Source organism: Streptomyces sp. NBC_00820 (assembly GCF_036347055.1).
Lineage (GTDB): Bacteria > Actinomycetota > Actinomycetes > Streptomycetales > Streptomycetaceae > Streptomyces.
In genome coordinates, this window is record NZ_CP108882.1 from 5532520 (window position 1) to 5547598 (window position 15079).

The 15079-nt window shown below is 69.8% G+C and carries 15 protein-coding genes; 7 read left to right on the top strand and 8 right to left on the bottom strand.

The annotated features are described in order from the left end of the window. Positions 1 to 133 precede the first annotated feature (133 nt). Positions 134 to 754 carry a TetR/AcrR family transcriptional regulator gene (locus OIB37_RS25140; RefSeq protein ID WP_330459866.1) on the bottom strand — a complete coding sequence of 207 codons (621 nt, stop codon included), beginning with the start codon at positions 752 to 754 and terminating at the stop codon, positions 134 to 136. Positions 755 to 976: 222 nt separating this feature from the next. On the opposite strand from OIB37_RS25140, the gene OIB37_RS25145 reads away from it, so the two are divergent. From OIB37_RS25145 to OIB37_RS25160, 4 genes are all read left to right on the top strand, one after another. Continuing rightward, positions 977 to 1948, top strand: coding sequence for a tetratricopeptide repeat protein (locus tag OIB37_RS25145; RefSeq protein WP_330459867.1), 972 nt, complete (start codon positions 977 to 979; stop codon positions 1946 to 1948). A gap of 620 nt (positions 1949 to 2568) precedes the next feature. Next, positions 2569 to 3207 (top strand): DUF6230 family protein, encoded by a 639-nt coding sequence (locus OIB37_RS25150; RefSeq protein WP_330459868.1) that lies wholly within the window; start codon positions 2569 to 2571, stop codon positions 3205 to 3207. Between the two features lie 117 nt (positions 3208 to 3324). Next, a complete protein-coding gene (locus tag OIB37_RS25155; protein ID WP_330459869.1) occupies positions 3325 to 3924 on the top strand; it encodes a DUF6114 domain-containing protein in 600 nt (199 codons plus the stop codon). Further along, positions 3914 to 5287 carry a hypothetical protein gene (locus OIB37_RS25160; protein WP_330459870.1) on the top strand — a complete coding sequence of 458 codons (1374 nt, stop codon included), beginning with the start codon at positions 3914 to 3916 and terminating at the stop codon, positions 5285 to 5287. The genes OIB37_RS25155 and OIB37_RS25160 overlap by 11 nt, the downstream gene beginning before the upstream one ends. Positions 5288 to 5413: 126 nt before the next feature. On the opposite strand, the gene pyk is transcribed toward OIB37_RS25160, so the two are convergent. From pyk to pta, 3 genes are all read right to left on the bottom strand, one after another. Continuing rightward, positions 5414 to 6844, bottom strand: coding sequence for a pyruvate kinase (gene pyk, locus OIB37_RS25165; protein ID WP_330459871.1), 1431 nt, complete (start codon positions 6842 to 6844; stop codon positions 5414 to 5416). 100 nt (positions 6845 to 6944) lie between these two features. Further along, a complete protein-coding gene (locus tag OIB37_RS25170; protein ID WP_330459872.1) occupies positions 6945 to 8192 on the bottom strand; it encodes an acetate kinase in 1248 nt (415 codons plus the stop codon). Next, the gene (gene pta, locus OIB37_RS25175) at positions 8189 to 10279 is read right to left on the bottom strand and encodes a phosphate acetyltransferase (RefSeq protein WP_330459873.1); all 2091 of its coding nucleotides are present in this window, start codon (positions 10277 to 10279) and stop codon (positions 8189 to 8191) included. The genes OIB37_RS25170 and pta overlap by 4 nt, the downstream gene beginning before the upstream one ends. 273 nt (positions 10280 to 10552) lie before the next feature. On the opposite strand from pta, the gene OIB37_RS25180 reads away from it, so the two are divergent. Both OIB37_RS25180 and OIB37_RS25185 read left to right on the top strand, forming a co-directional pair. Continuing rightward, a complete protein-coding gene (locus OIB37_RS25180) occupies positions 10553 to 11578 on the top strand; it encodes an ATP-dependent 6-phosphofructokinase (RefSeq protein WP_330459874.1) in 1026 nt (341 codons plus the stop codon). A gap of 77 nt (positions 11579 to 11655) precedes the next feature. Next, positions 11656 to 12138, top strand: a complete 483-nt coding sequence (locus tag OIB37_RS25185; protein ID WP_330459875.1) for a PPOX class F420-dependent oxidoreductase — start codon at positions 11656 to 11658, stop codon at positions 12136 to 12138. Here OIB37_RS25185 and OIB37_RS25190 read toward each other — a convergent pair whose 3' ends face one another. Genes OIB37_RS25190 through OIB37_RS25200 form a run of 3 tightly spaced genes read right to left on the bottom strand, consistent with a single transcriptional unit; the run spans position 12139 to position 13426 of the window. Further along, positions 12139 to 12330 carry a hypothetical protein gene (locus tag OIB37_RS25190; protein WP_330459876.1) on the bottom strand — a complete coding sequence of 64 codons (192 nt, stop codon included), beginning with the start codon at positions 12328 to 12330 and terminating at the stop codon, positions 12139 to 12141. It abuts the gene before it with no gap. Positions 12331 to 12373: 43 nt separating this feature from the next. Continuing rightward, the gene (locus OIB37_RS25195) at positions 12374 to 12565 is read right to left on the bottom strand and encodes a hypothetical protein (protein ID WP_330459877.1); all 192 of its coding nucleotides are present in this window, start codon (positions 12563 to 12565) and stop codon (positions 12374 to 12376) included. Positions 12566 to 12574: 9 nt separating this feature from the next. Beyond that, positions 12575 to 13426 (bottom strand): Scr1 family TA system antitoxin-like transcriptional regulator, encoded by an 852-nt coding sequence (locus tag OIB37_RS25200; RefSeq protein ID WP_330459878.1) that lies wholly within the window; start codon positions 13424 to 13426, stop codon positions 12575 to 12577. Between the two features lie 289 nt (positions 13427 to 13715). Between OIB37_RS25200 and OIB37_RS25205 the strand changes: the two genes are divergently transcribed. Then, the gene (locus OIB37_RS25205) at positions 13716 to 14207 is read left to right on the top strand and encodes an ATP-binding protein (protein ID WP_330459879.1); all 492 of its coding nucleotides are present in this window, start codon (positions 13716 to 13718) and stop codon (positions 14205 to 14207) included. 39 nt (positions 14208 to 14246) lie between these two features. Here OIB37_RS25205 and OIB37_RS25210 read toward each other — a convergent pair whose 3' ends face one another. Next, positions 14247 to 15074 (bottom strand): carbohydrate ABC transporter permease, encoded by an 828-nt coding sequence (locus OIB37_RS25210; protein WP_330459880.1) that lies wholly within the window; start codon positions 15072 to 15074, stop codon positions 14247 to 14249. Positions 15075 to 15079: the final 5 nt, after the last annotated feature.

Below are 15079 nucleotides of genomic sequence, written 5' to 3' on the forward strand. Positions count from 1 at the left end.
CAGGGGAGTGGTGCCGGGTGGGACGGATGAATCCGGAAGCACATCTATGCGAGTAGATTCCGCTGCACATGGTGACCTGGACATGCCACGTGCGCAAGACCTCCGAACCCCCGACGTTCGCCGTGTGATCCCGTCAGCCTTCGGCCGCCGCCAGCCCGTTCAGCAGTACCGCGACGAAACGCCGTACCCAGTCCGCGTCCGCGGGCTCCGCGCTCACCAGCGTGCGGTGCACCACGGCCCCCGCCACGATGTCGAAGATGAGGTCGATGGCGCGGGCCGAGGCCTCCGGGTCGGACTCGGGGGGCAGTTCGCCGCGCTTCTGCGCCCGCCTGCGCCCCGCCACGACCAGACGCTTCTGCCGTTCGACGATGGAGTCGCGGATGCGCTCGCGCAGGGCGTCGTCGCGGGTGGACTCCGCGACCACCGCCATCAGGCCGCTCCTGGCCTCCGGGCGGGCCAGGATGGCCGCGAACTGGAGCACCACGCCCTCGACGTCGGCGCCCAGGCTGCCGCGGTCGGGGAGTTCCAGCTCGTCGAAGAGCTCGGCGACCGCGTCGACCACCAGCTCGTGCTTGCCGGCCCAGCGGCGGTACAGCGTCGTCTTCGCCACCCCGGCCCGCGTCGCCACGTCCCCCAGGGTCAGCCCCGACCACCCCAGCTCCACCAGCGCCTGGCGCGTGGCGGCCAGGATCGCGGCGTCCGCCGCGGCGCTGCGCGGGCGTCCGGTACGGCTGGCTGGGGTGCGGCTCTGCATCCCCCGACCTTAACCGGCGGGTCCGGTGGAGCCGTGAGGGAGATCACCGGAAACCGGTGTCCGCGGAACCCGTACTGCCATTACGCTACGACTCGTAGCGAAAGCTCGTGAGGGACGTACACGGGCGACGACCACCGGCGTGGGGTGGGGACCACACGCCATACGCACCGCCAGAACACATCGCTTTTTCATTCACGCGCGGGTACGGGGGAGGATAGACGTATGCAGCCACGGAACATGTCCATGAGCGGCGTCGTCGACCTCGCCGCGGTGAAGGCGGCCCAGGAGGCCAAGGCCAAGGCCGAGCAGGTGCGCGCCGAAGCCGCCCGACAGGGCGGCACGGGGGCGATCTCCCCGGCCGATCTCGTCATCGACGTCGATGAGGCGGACTTCGAGAAGGACGTCCTCCAGCGCTCCGCCGAAGTCCCCGTCGTCATCGACTTCTGGGCCGAGTGGTGTCAGCCCTGCAAGCAGCTGAGCCCGCTCCTGGAGCGGCTGGCCGTCGAGTACGACGGGCGCTTCCTCCTCGCCAAGATCGACGTCGACGCCAACCAGATGCTGATGCAGCAGTTCGGCGTCCAGGGAATTCCCGCCGTGTTCGCCGTCGTCGCGGGACAGGCCCTGCCCCTCTTCCAGGGCGCGGCCGGCGAACAGGAGATCCGGGAGATGCTGGACCAGCTGGTGCTGGTCGGCGAGGAGCGGTTCGGCCTGACCGGCCTGACCGTCGACCCGGACGCCGCCGCGGGCGGTGCCGCCCGCCGCGAGGTCCAGGAGGGCCCGTACGACGCCCTGCTGGAAGCCGCCGTACAGGCGCTCGACGCGGGTGACCTGGGCGGGGCCGTCCAGGCCTACAAGAACGTGCTGAGCGACGACCCGGCCAACACCGAGGCCAAACTGGGTCTCGCGCAGGCCGAGTTGCTTCAGCGGGTGCAGCACATGGACCCGCAGCGGGTGCGCCGGGACGCCGCCGACAAGCCGGGCGACGTGGACGCGCAGATCGCGGCGGCCGACCTGGACCTGGTGGGCGGTCATGTCGACGACGCCTTCGGGCGGTTGATCGAGACCGTGACGCGCACCGCGGGCGACGACCGGGACACCGTGCGGCGCCGGCTGCTGGAGATGTTCGAAGTCGTGGGTCCCGAGGACCCGCGTGTGGTCGGGGCGCGCCGGGCGCTGGCGCGGGCCCTGTTCTGACCAGTCGGTAAACGCCACGGCTTGTGACGCCGGGGTGAAAGATCTGCCGACAATGAGTCAGGGCGACTGCACTTTGCCAAATCTTGGCAATCGTGCGCGCTGTTACTCGGAGTAAGTCGGAGCCGTTGGTCTGTCTGGTTTCATCCAGGGATCAACGGCTTTGCTCCACCCCTGAGGGGTACCGAGCGTCGCACACCGAGACCGCTGAGTCGTTGTTCGGTTATCCCGCCGTTACTAGCCAGTAATGAACCCCCTTGTGTCTCGGCCGAGAATGCACCACGATCGGCGACGCTCGGTCCATTCCCGTCCCCCGGCATCCGGCCGGGTCGCGGAAACCTGGGTCCCCACCGAGCAGAGCCGGCGGCAGTGGCGCCGGCTCTAGGACAGGGGGGTCTTCGCCTTGCCGGCGAAGCCTGTCCAGAAGGTTGTGCGTGATGCGTGTCAGGCGCGACCAGTGGTTGTCGCTCGGGGGTGATCGCCGGTGATTCGGGCGCGGTTCGCGCCACCGAGCGCGGGCGCTCTCCTTCCCGAGGACGTAGCACTTCTCCCATCCCTGCCCGGCCGGGCCGCCGACTGGGGCCAGTCCGGGCCAGGAGATGTACGTCCGAGAAGGAGGAAATATGGAGTCCCAGGTGCGTGGCGGGACCAGATGGAAGCGCTTCGCTGTGGTCATGGTGCCCAGCGTCGCCGCAACGGCCGCGATAGGTGTCGCCCTCGCGCAGGGCGCTCTCGCCGCTTCGTTCAGTGTTTCGGGCCAGTCGTTCAAGGTGCGTGCCGACAAGCTCGTCGGTGACGGATTCGAACAGTACGGTGCCATCGACAGCGGCTACACCATGGACGGAAAGAAGACCGCTCACCCGGTCGCCGTCTCGGCGTTCAGCCATGCCGAGATCACCAACCTGTGCCAGTCCGTGGTCACCCCGAACGTGCCGGTCTTCGGTTCCGTCAGCCTGATCCTGAGGGCCGGCGGGGCGGGGCACGACGCGGTCGAGGCCGACCGTATCTACATCGACGTCGCCGACCTCCAGGCCGACGCGACCTTCGACAACATCGACATCGGTGTGGCCGCCAAGGACGCGAGCAAGGGGCCGGGCATGAAGGGCGGCGGCGAGCAGGCCAACCCCTTCGGGTTCGCCCAGCAGGCCGACAAGGCCACGCTGGTCAACGTGAAGCAGACGGCGTGGGCGACCACCGCCGGCACGTTCAAGCTGAGCGGGCTGCACATGTCGCTGTCGACCGATGGCGCGGAGTGCTACTAAGCACTCGTTGACGGGCGGGGGAGCCGATGGCGCCCCCGCCCGTCCCCTCTCCGGCCGCGCTTTCACGCGCGGCACACATCACCACCACAGCAACGCCGCACCAGGGAGCTGTTTTCCATGAGCGCCGAGACCCCTGCCGCCGACTCCGGCAAGTTCGACCACCGGAGGCAGCAGTTCCGCGCCTGGCGGGGCGACCGTCCCTTCTGGGCCGGCCTGTACGTCCTGCTCAGCGGCCTTCCGATCATGTACTTCCCGTACTTCCACCTCCAGCTCGGTCATCTGACGCTGGCGATGGCGACCACGGCTGGTGCCGGTTCCCTGATCATCGGTGTGCTGCTCATCGTCCTGGGCATCAGTCTCTGGTTCCAGAAGCACGTACGGACGTTCGCGGGTGTCGCGGCGATCCTGCTGGCGCTGGTGTCCCTCCCCGTGTCCAACTTCGGCGGCTTCATCGTGGGCTTCCTGCTCGCGCTCGTGGGCGGAGCGATGGCCGTGTCCTGGGCGCCGGGCAAGCCGCAGCAGCCGGAGCCGCCCACCGCGGTCGCCCCGGCCGCCGCCGCCCCGGCCGAAGGCGTCGCGCCCGGGGCCGTCGCGCTGTCCAAGCAGGACGGGGCGAGCGAGGGCATCCCCTCCCAGGCCTCCGAGGCGCTGGGGGAGAACGACCTGTCAGGAATGAACCCGGCCAACGGGGCGAACGGGAGGCACAGTGCCGGCTGACGAGGTGACCCACTGGAGCGATGTGGACGCGTCCGGTGGGAGAACCGGGGCCCGCCACGCGGCTCCCAAGAAGCCGCTGTTCACCAGGTTCCACATGCCCGCCGGCAAGGCGATAGCCACGGTGGCGATGCCGACGGCCGTTCTCATGGGCATGGGCTTCACGTCGACGCTCGCGCTCGCCGCGGGCGGCGGCACCGGAACGTCGAACAGCCAGAAGGCCGCGGAGTACAAGGACTGCGTCGACGTGCTGGACGGCGACAACGCCTCGGCCTCGCCGACCGCGGGCGAGTCCACCGCCCCGGCCACGCCGGATCCTTCGGCGTCCGACGACGGCAAGAGCGCCGACCCGGGCCAGACCTCTTCGCCGGATTCAGGTTCCGGCGGCAAGGCCGAGCCCAAGCCGACGCAGACGTCCGGGCCTTCGGGCTCCTCCGGGTCCTCGGACCAGGGCACCGGTTCCGGCACGGCGCCGGACGCCGGTGGCGCGGGTGCGGCCACGCCGGCTCCGTCGACCCCGTCGGCGAGCCAGAAGGACGCCGGCGATCTGATCGACACGATCGGCACCACCCTCGGTGACGTGCTCGGCGGCGGCAAGGACTCGGGCTCGGGCACGTCCGCGAGCCCGGCACCGGCCGCGTCCCAGTCGTCCTCGGGTACGCCGTCCGCGCCGTCCTCGGCGGGTACGTCGTCCCCGGCCGGCTCGACGGGTACGGCCGGCACCGGTGGCGTCGCCGATACCGTCGGCGACGTGGCCAAGAAGGCCGCGGACACCGTCAAGGACACCACCGGCACTATCGACAGGACCGTCAAGGACACCACCGACACGGTGGGGGACACGGCCGCCTCGGCCACGCCCGACCCGTCCGCCAGTGCCACCCCGTCCGCCGACGACTGCCCGGCCGCCACCGACGACGTGAGCGGCGTCGACAACAAGGTGCCGGTGGCGGACGACCCCTGGTACCTGAACGCCAGCTCGCTGCTGCTGAAGGGTGCCGACTACAAGGGCGTCGTCGAGGTGAAGACGGCGAACGGCACCACGAAGAAGGTGCTGAAGTACGTCATCTCCGGCGGCACGGACATCGGTGACCTGCACCAGACGGTGAACGACAAGATCTCGGGCAAGACCTACCACGTGCAGGCCGCCTCGGGTTCGACGTCCACCATCACCGGCGGCGACACCGTGATGTACACCGAGAGCATCTCGGGCAACCTGTTCGGCCTGGTCCCGATCACGTTCAGCCCGGACAGCCCGCCCCCGCTGAACATCCCGCTGATCTACTTCACCGACGCCAAGGTCAAGCAGGCGGCGCAGTTCGGCGGCAACCTGCACGTACCCGGGATGCACGTCTACACCACCGGCTGACCGTCCGCGCAAAGCCGTTCCGGGAGCCGCGAAAGCGCTGTGGCCCGGCCCTCCGTCACGGAGGGCCGGGCCACAGCGCTTTGTCACGCGGGGAGCGCTCCGCTGGGAACCGCCCCTGCGAAGCCGTCAGTCGAGGTCTTCGCCGCCCAGGTGGTGGACCCGGACCATGTTGGTGGTGCCGGGGACGCCGGGGGGCGAGCCGGCGGTGATGACCACGGTGTCGCCGGCGTTGAAGCGGTTCAGCTTGCCCAGCTCCTGGTCGACCATGTCGACCATCTCGTCGGTGCTGTTCACGAACGGCACCACGTGCGACTCCACGCCCCAGCTGAGCGTCAGCTGGTTGCGGGTGCCCTCGTCGGTGGTGAAGGCGAGGATCGGCTGGGCGGCGCGGTAGCGCGACAGACGCCGGGCGGTGTCGCCGGACTTGGTGAAGGCGATCAGACCCTTGGCGCCGAGGAAGTCCGCGATCTCGCAGGCGGCACGGGCGACCGAACCACCCTGCGTGCGCGGCTTCTTGCCGGGGACCAGCGGCTGCAGGCCCTTGGAGAGCAGCTCCTCCTCGGCCGCGGTGACGATCTTCGACATCGTCTTGACCGTCTCGACCGGGTAGGCGCCCACGCTCGACTCGGCGGACAGCATGACCGCGTCGGCGCCGTCCAGGATCGCGTTGGCCACGTCGGAGGCCTCGGCGCGGGTCGGACGGGAGTTGGTGATCATCGACTCCATCATCTGGGTCGCCACGATCACCGGCTTGGCGTTGCGCCGGCACAGCTCGATGAGGCGCTTCTGCACCATCGGGACCTTCTCGAGCGGGTACTCGACGGCCAGGTCGCCACGGGCCACCATGACGGCGTCGAACGCCGCGACGACGTCCGCCATGTTCTCCACCGCCTGCGGCTTCTCCACCTTGGCGATGACCGGGACGCGGCGGCCCTCCTCGTCCATGACCTTGTGGACGTCCTGGACGTCCTTGGCGTCACGGACGAAGGACAGCGCGACCATGTCGCAGCCCATGCGCAGCGCGAACCGCAGGTCCTCGACGTCCTTCTCGCTCAGCGCGGGCACGTTCACGGCCGCGCCGGGCAGGTTGATGCCCTTGTGGTCGGAGACGACACCGCCCTCGATGACGATCGTCTTCACCCGCGGGCCCTCGACGTCCGTGACCTTCAGCTCGACGTTGCCGTCGTTGATCAGGATCTGGTCGCCGCGCGAGACGTCGCCCGGCAGGCCCTTGTACGTCGTACCGCAGATCCGCTTGTCGCCCGGCACGTCCTCGGTCGTGATGACGAACTCGTCACCGCGCTCCAGCTCGACCGGACCCTCGGCGAAGGTCTCCAGGCGGATCTTCGGGCCCTGCAGGTCGGCGAGGACACCGATGGCCTTGCCGGTCTCCTTGGAGGCGGCACGGACGCGGTCGTACCGCGCCTGGTGCTCGGCGTGGGAGCCATGGCTGAAGTTGAAGCGGGCCACGTTCATGCCCGCCTCGATCATGTCGACGAGCTTCTCGTGGGTGTCGACCGCGGGGCCGAGAGTACAAACGATTTTCGAACGGCGCATGAGTGCGATCCTATCGTTTTGTTTCGCTGCGGAATATTCCGGCTGGCGGAAGATACAAATGGGCGGACATGCGCTCAGGCGTGTTACTCCGGTGTATTGCTCAGCGGTTCTTTCCGACCAGCGCGTACGTCTGCGTGGCGATCTCCAGTTCCTCGTCGGTCGGCACCACCGCGACCGCCACCCGCGCGGACTCGGGCGAGATCAGCCGCGGTTCACCGCCGCGTACGGCGTTCAGCTCGCTGTCGACCGCGAGCCCCAGCCCCTCCAGGCCCGCGATCGCCGCCTCGCGCACCGGCGCCGCGTTCTCGCCGACACCGGCCGTGAACGCCACCGCGTCCACCTGGCCGAGCACCGCGTAATAGGCGCCGATGTACTTCTTCAGCCGGTGAATGTAAATGTCGAAGGCCAGCGCGGCCTCTTCGTCGCCCTCGTCGATCCGGCGGCGGATCTCGCGCATGTCATTGTCGCCGCACAGACCGAACAGACCGCTCCTCTTGTTGAGAAGAGTGTCGATCTCGTCCATGGACATTCCGGCAACGCGCGCCAAATGGAAGATGACCGCCGGGTCCAGATCACCGGAGCGCGTCCCCATCACGAGCCCCTCCAGCGGCGTCAGCCCCATGGAGGTGTCCACGCACCGGCCCTTCTCGACCGCCGACGCCGAGGCGCCGTTGCCCAGGTGCAGCACGATCACGTTGACCTCGGACGGGTCCTTGCCCAGCAGCCGCGCGGTCTCACGGGAGACGTACGCGTGCGAGGTGCCGTGGAAGCCGTAGCGGCGGACGCGGTACCGGTCGGCGATCCTCGGGTCGATCGCGTAGCGCGCCGCCGGCTCCGGCATCGTCGTGTGGAACGCCGTGTCGAAGATCGCGACCTGCGGCAGGTCCGGGCGCAGCGCCTGCGCGGTGCGGATGCCGGTCAGGTTGGCCGGGTTGTGCAGTGGCGCGACCGGGATCAGCCGCTCGATCTCCGTGAGCACCGACTCGTCGACGACGGTCGGCTCGGTGAAGAACATACCGCCGTGCACCACCCGGTGCCCGATCGCGGCCAGTTCGGGCGAGTCCAGGCCGAGACCGTCCCGGGTCAGCTCCTCGGCCACCGCCTTCAGAGCCGCGTCGTGGCCGGCGATCGGCCCGGTCTGCTCCCGGGTCTCGCCGGTGACCAGGCAGGTGTGCGTCAGCCGCGAGGTCTGCTCGCCGATGCGCTCGACCAGTCCCACCGCCAGGCGGCTGCTGTCCCGCATGTCCAGCAGCTGGTACTTCACCGACGAGGAGCCGGAGTTGAGGACGAGAACCCGGGTGGGGGTGTCAGGGGTGCCGGAGGTACCGGAGGTACTGGGGGTGCTCACTGCTGGGACGCCTTCCCGCTCGGGTGCTGGGCCTGGATCGCCGTGATGGCGACGGTGGTGACGATGTCCTGGACGAGCGCGCCCCGGGACAGGTCGTTGACCGGCTTGCGCAGACCCTGCAGGACCGGTCCGACGGCGATCGCGCCGGCCGAGCGCTGCACGGCCTTGTAGGTGTTGTTGCCGGTGTTGAGGTCGGGGAAGATCAGCACGCTGGCCTGCCCGGCGACCTCCGAACCGGGCAGCTTGGTCGCGGCCACGGAGGGCTCCACGGCGGCGTCGTACTGGATCGGCCCCTCGGTCTTCAGGTCGGGCCGCCGCTCGCGCACCAGCTTGGTCGCCTCGCGCACCTTGTCGACGTCGGCGCCCGAACCGGACGTGCCGGTGGAGTACGACAGCATCGCGATCCTCGGCTCCACGCCGAACTGCGCGGCCGTGCCCGCCGACTGCACGGCGATGTCCGCCAGTTGCTCGGCGTCGGGGTCGGGGTTGACCGCGCAGTCGCCGTACACGAGCACCTTGTCGGCCAGGCACATGAAGAACACCGACGAGACGATCGACGCCTCGGGCCTGGTCTTGATGATCTCGAAGGCGGGCCGGATGGTGGCGGCCGTGGAGTGCACGGACCCCGACACCATGCCGTCGGCGAGCCCCTCCTGGACCATCAGCGTCCCGAAGTAGTTCACGTCGCTGACGACGTCGTACGCCAGCTCCACCGTCACGCCCTTGTGGGCGCGCAGCGCCGCGTACTTCTCCGCGAACGTGTCGCGCAGCTCGGAGGTGGCCGGGTCGATCAGCTGAGTGTCGCCCAGGTCGATGCCCAGGTCGGCGGCCTTCTTGCGGATCTGGTCGACCGGGCCGAGCAGCGTCAGGTCGCACACGTCCCGGCGCAGCAGCACCTCCGCCGCGTGCAGCACCCGCTCCTCGGTGCCCTCCGGCAGCACGACCCGGCGCTTGTCCGCGCGGGCCCGCTCCAGAAGCTTGTGCTCGAACATCATTGGGGTGACCCGGTCGCTGCTGGGGGCGCTCACGCGCGAGGCCAGCTCGCCGGTGTCGACGTACCGCTCGAACAGGCCGAGCGCGGTCTCCGCCTTGCGTGGAGTGGCCGCCGTCATCTTCCCCTCCAGCGAGAACAGCTGCTCGGCGGTGGGGAAGCTGGTGCCGGCGACCGAGAGCACCGGGGTGCCGGGGGCGAGGCGGGCGGCCAGGGTGAGGATTCCCTCGCTCGGCACCTCGTTCAGGGTCAGCAGCACGCCGGCGATCGGCGGGGTGCCGGCGCTGTGCGCGGCCAGCGAGCCGACGACGAGGTCGGCGCGGTCCCCCGGGGTCACGACCAGGCAGCCCGGGGTCAGGGCGGACAGGAAGTTCGGCAGCATCGCGCCGCCGAAGACGAAGCCCAGCGCGTCCCGGGCGAGCCCGGCGTCGTCGCCGAGCAGCACCTTGGCGTCGAGGTACCGGGCGATCTGCGCGACCGTCGGCGCGGACAGCGCGGGCTCGTCCGGCAGCACGTAAGCGGGCACCGGCAGCCGGTTGGCCAGCCGCTCGGCGATCTCGTCCCGGTCCTCGCGGGCCACCCGGTTGGCCACCACGGCCAGCACGTCGCAGCCCAGCACCTCGTAGGCCCGGTAGGCGTTGCGGGTCTCGGCCAGCACGGACTCGGCCGACTGGTCCAGGCCGCCGACCACCGGCACGACGGAGGCGCCGAACTCGTTGGCCAGACGCGCGTTCAGCGCCAGCTCGTCCGGCAGCTGGGTGTCGGCGAAGTCGGTGCCGAGGACCAGGACGACGTCGTAGTCGCGGGCCACCCGGTGGAAGCGGTCGACCAGTGTGGAGACCAGCTCGTCCGTGCCCTGTTCGGCCTGGATCGCGGCGGCCTCGTGGTAGTCCATGCCGTAGACCGTGTCGGGGGCCTGGGACAGCCGGTAGCGCGCCCGCAGCAGTTCGAACATACGGTCGGGCCGGTCATGGAACAGGGGCCGGAAGACACCGACCCGGTCGACCTGGCGGGTCAGGAGTTCCATGATCCCCAGCTCGACGACCTGGCGGCCGTCGCTGCGGTCGATGCCGGTCACGTACACGCTGCGCGTCACGCGTGCTCTCCGATCCTTGTCGTCGCGGTGTCATCGTCGTCGGCCATCGTCGCCGGTCGTCGCGGTCGCCGGTCCGTCGCTGCATAAAAATCGCCCACCGGGGTGAGCGCAACCTTCTTGACAATACCTCCGGCGACAGATAAGGCGCCCGTCAAGCCCGGGCGCCCCCCCCGGCCCGGGTTCCCGGCGGGCGACCGTTCGTCGCCGCTCGCGGGAGCGTGATTGAATCGAAAGGGCTCACCGGTACCGACAGCGAGCAGGAGACACAGCACGATGCGCATCGGAGTTCTCACCGCAGGCGGCGACTGCCCGGGACTGAACGCCGTGATCCGGTCGGTCGTGCACCGCGCGGTGGCGCAGTACGGCGACGAGGTCATCGGCTTCGAGGACGGCTACCGGGGTCTGCTCGACCGTCACCACCGCACCCTCGACCTGGACGACGTCAGCGGCATCCTGGCCAGCGGCGGCACCATCCTCGGCTCCTCCCGCCTGGAGCGCGACCGGCTGCGCGAGGCCTGCGAGCGGGCCACCGACATGGCCGAGGAGTTCGGCATCGACGCGCTGATCCCGATCGGCGGCGAGGGCACCCTCACGGCGGCCCGCATGCTCTCCGACGCGGGCCTGCCGGTCGTCGGCGTCCCCAAGACCATCGACAACGACATCTCCGGCACCGACCGCACCTTCGGCTTCGACACCGCCGTCGGCGTCGCCACCGAGGCCATGGACCGCCTGAAGACCACGGCCGAGTCCCACCAGCGCGTGATGGTCGTCGAGGTCATGGGCCGGCACGCCGGCTGGATCGCCCTGGAGTCCGGCATGGCCGCCGGCGCCCACGGCATCTGCCTGCCCGAGCGCGCCTTCGACCCCGCCGACCTGGTCAAGATGGTCGAGGAGCGGTTCGCCCGCGGCAAGAAGTTCGCCGTCATCTGCGTCGCCGAGGGCGCCCACCCCGCCGAGGGCACGATGGACTACAGCAAGGGCGCCATCGACCAGTACGGTCACGAGCGCTTCCAGGGCATCGGCACCGCGCTCGCCTACGACCTCGAGCGCCGCCTCGGCAAGGAGGCCAAGCCGGTCATCCTCGGCCACGTCCAACGCGGCGGCGTGCCCACCGCCTACGACCGCGTCCTCGCCACCCGCTTCGGCTGGCACGCCGTCGAGGCCGCGCACCGGGGCGAGTTCGGCAAGATGACCGCGCTGCGCGGCACCGAGATCGAGATGGTGCCGCTCGCGGAGGCGGTCACCGAACTGAAGACGGTCCCGGCGTACCGGATGGAGGAGGCGGAGTCGGTCTTCTGACCGTCCCGCACCCACGCCCGCCCGCCCCGGCCGGGGGTCCCCTGGTGCGGGGCGGCCCCGCACGCCAGGATGATCACATGTATCACGTGGACCGTACGGGCAGACTGGACGAGGACATCCGCGCGCGCCTTCTGGCGCCGAACTTCTGGCACCTGGCCACCGTCGGACCCGACGGCGCGCCACAGATCTCCCCGATGTGGGCCGACATCGAGCGCGTCACCGACCCCGACGACGGCTCGGAGCGCGACTACGTCATGGTCAACACGTCCGTCGGACGCGTCAAGGAGCGGAACCTGCGGCGCGACCCGCATGTCTCCCTCTCCCACCACGACCCCGGCAACCCGTACGACCGCGCGGAGATCCGGGGCCGGGTCGCGGCGTTCGTGGAGGGTGAGCGGGCCGAGCACGCCATGGACCGGCTCACCCGGAAGTACATCGGCGAGGAACGCTACCCGTGGCTGCTCCCGGGGGAGCGGCGGGTGATGCTGCTCATCGAGCCGCTGACGGTGCGGCGGGTGGTGGGCGTGGAGCCGTTCCGCCCGGGAGTGCTCCCCGAGTGATCAGAGAAGGTGGTCGGTCTTCCCGTCCTTGATGTCCCGGATGAGGGTACGGAGGGCTTCGCGGGTGTCGGTGAGGTAGCGATCCTCTTGGCCGGCGAGGGCGATGTAGGCGTTGCCTTGGGGATCGGTGCCTATGCGGAAGCAGCTTGAACCTTCGGCGCAGAAGGGGTCTTCCCAGGTGATCTCGGGCATGGATGCTCCTGAGGGTGTCGGCGGGTTCTGGTCGCGCGGGGGATCACACGAGATGGTCGGCCTTGCCTGCCTTGATGTCCCGGATGAGGGTGCGGAGGGCTTCGCGGGTGTCGGTGAGGTAGAGATCCTCTTGGCCGGCGAGGGCGATGTAGGCGTTGCCTTGGGGATCGGTGCCTATGCGGAAGCAGTTGGCGCCCTCGCCGCAGAAGGGCTCTTCCCAGGCAATTCCGAGCATGGCGGCTCCTCAGGTTCGACGGGCGATGTCGTGGATGAAGTCGCGTGACGCGCCTGGGGGGAGCGATGCGCCCTCCATCCAGGTCAGGTGGCCTCGGTACTTGCTGAGCTGGGCTTCTCCGTGGGTGAACTCCGGGCCGTGGGCCGAGTCCAGTTCCACGGTGTCGAGCTGTGGGACGGGCCCTTCGGCGTAGGTCATCGCCTGCCCGGCGCCGGGGAACGCCCCCGCGCTGAACGGGATCACGCGTACGTCGACGTTGTCGAGCCGGGACACATCGCAGAGGTGGTCCAGTTGCGTGCGCATGACCCTGGCGCCGCCGAATTCCACGCGCAGGGCGGCCTCGTGGACGTAGCCGACATAGGTGATGGGCTGCTCGCGGTGCAGCACCTGCTGGCGCTGCATGCGCAGAGCTACGCGGAGTTCGACCTCCATGGCCGACAGGGGTGGGAGGGCTGCGGCGAACAGGGCACGCGCGTAACCGCCGGTCTGGAGCAGGCCGGGGAGGAGCATCGCGAGGCCCGCGTGGACGCTCTTCGCGTGCCATTCCAGCTCGGCGATATCCAGCAGTCCGGCGGGGAGTTGGCCTCGGTACACCTCCCACCAGCCTCGCCTGCGATCGCCGGCCATGCCGGCCAGGGCGTCGGTGTAGGCGGCGTCCTGGCAGTCATAGTTGCAGGCCAACATGCGTACACGTTCGGGGGAGATCGCGCGGATGCCCATCTCCATGTTGGACACCTTGGTGCGGTCCAGCCCCAGGAGCCCGGCGGCGTAGTCCGTTGTCACGTCTGCCGAGAGGCGCATCTTGCGCAGCTCTGCGCCCAGTCGCTTCTGGCGTTCGGTTGGTGTCGACCTAGGTGGCATGTGTCTCTTCCTCGGACGGCTCTGGCGTAAGTCTGCATGGGAGCTGTCCAGTTGGTCCACCGCATTGGTGGTAATTCCGGTGAGTGGGTGGCAAAAGGCCCCCTGAATCCTCTACGTTCAGTGATGGGTCGCTTACAGCCCGGCGCAGCCGGAAGCGCATCGCGTGAGCCTGCCCGTGTTCTCCTGCCCTGGGAGAGGCGGGTTCGCGGCAGGGAGACAGGCCACCGGGTGTGGTCGGCGCTGTTGTCGACACCATGCAGATTCGCCACGAAGAAACGGGAGTTGCCCCATGTCGCCTGCCGTCACCGTCTCCGCCTGCCCGGTCGCCGACGACCTGCCCCGGGAACCGGCCGACCCCTCGCCCGACACCCTCACCTACAGCCTGACCCTGCCCAGCGACTTCACCAGTCCTGGCGTCGCCCGGGCCGTGACCCGGTCGGTCCTGTACCGCCACGGACTGGCCGAACTGACGGACGCGGCCGTACAGACCGTCGCCGAACTGGTCGGCTGCGCCTGCCGGTTCAGCGGCTCGGCCGACGTGTACGTGTCGCTGCGCCACCGGGAGGGCGCGCTGCGGATCGTCTCCTACGACGGTCACCCCCGGCACAGTCATCCGCGCCTCGCCGAACACTGCGAGGCCCGGCGGCGGGCGGAGCTGCGGGTGCTGGCGTGCGTGGTGCGGGTGTGCGAGGGGGAGTGGGGGTTCGGGGACGCGCGGGAACCGGGGGGAGGGACGCGGATGTGGGCGGTGCTGCCGAGGGCGGGGGCTCGGGGGTACTGAGGGGCACCCGGGGTGCCACTCGCCCCCGGGTCTCCCCGCTCACCCCTTCACCGCCCCGCCCAGCGCGAACCCGCTCCCCAGTTTCCGTGCGACCAGGACGTACAGCAGGATCACCGGCGTCGAGTAGATGACGGAGAACGCGGCGAGCTGGCCGTAGGCCACCATGCCCCGGTTGCCGAAGAAGTCGTTGATGCTGACCGAGGCCGGCATCTGGTCCGGGGAGAGCAGGAGCATGAAGGGGACGAAGAAGTTCCCCCACATCAGCACGAACGAGAAGACGGTGACGACGGCGACCCCCGGCCCCATCAGGGGCAGCACGATCCGGACCAGGGACTGCAGGGCGGAGGCGCCGTCCGTCCAGGCCGCCTCCTCCAGCTCCTTGGGCACGCCGTCCATGAAGTTCTTCATCAGCCAGATGGCGAAGGGCAGTTGCGAGGCGGCGAAGAACAGGATCGTGCCCTGGAAGGTGTCGATCAGGTTCACCCGCACGAACAGCGCGTACACCGGAACCATGATCGCGGTGATCGGCAGGCTGGTCGCGAACAGGATCGTCAGCAGGAAGGGGCGGTTGAGGCGCGAGCGGAACCGGGAGAGCGGATAGGCCGCGAGGGCCGCGCAGACGACGGTCAGGGCGGTGGCCCCGCCGCACAGGATCAGGCTGTTGAGCAGCGGCGTGTAGGTGATGTCCGGGGTCAGGATCGTGTCGAAGTTGCCGAGCGTGAGCCCGTCGGGGATCTTCACCCGCAGATTCGCGTGCGGGTCCACACAGGACAGCAGCACCCAGACCAGGGGCAGCGCGAAGGCCGCGGCGGCGACGAGCAGTCCGGCGTCGGCGGCGAGCCGGCGGGAGGTGCGTTGGCGGGGCATGGCGG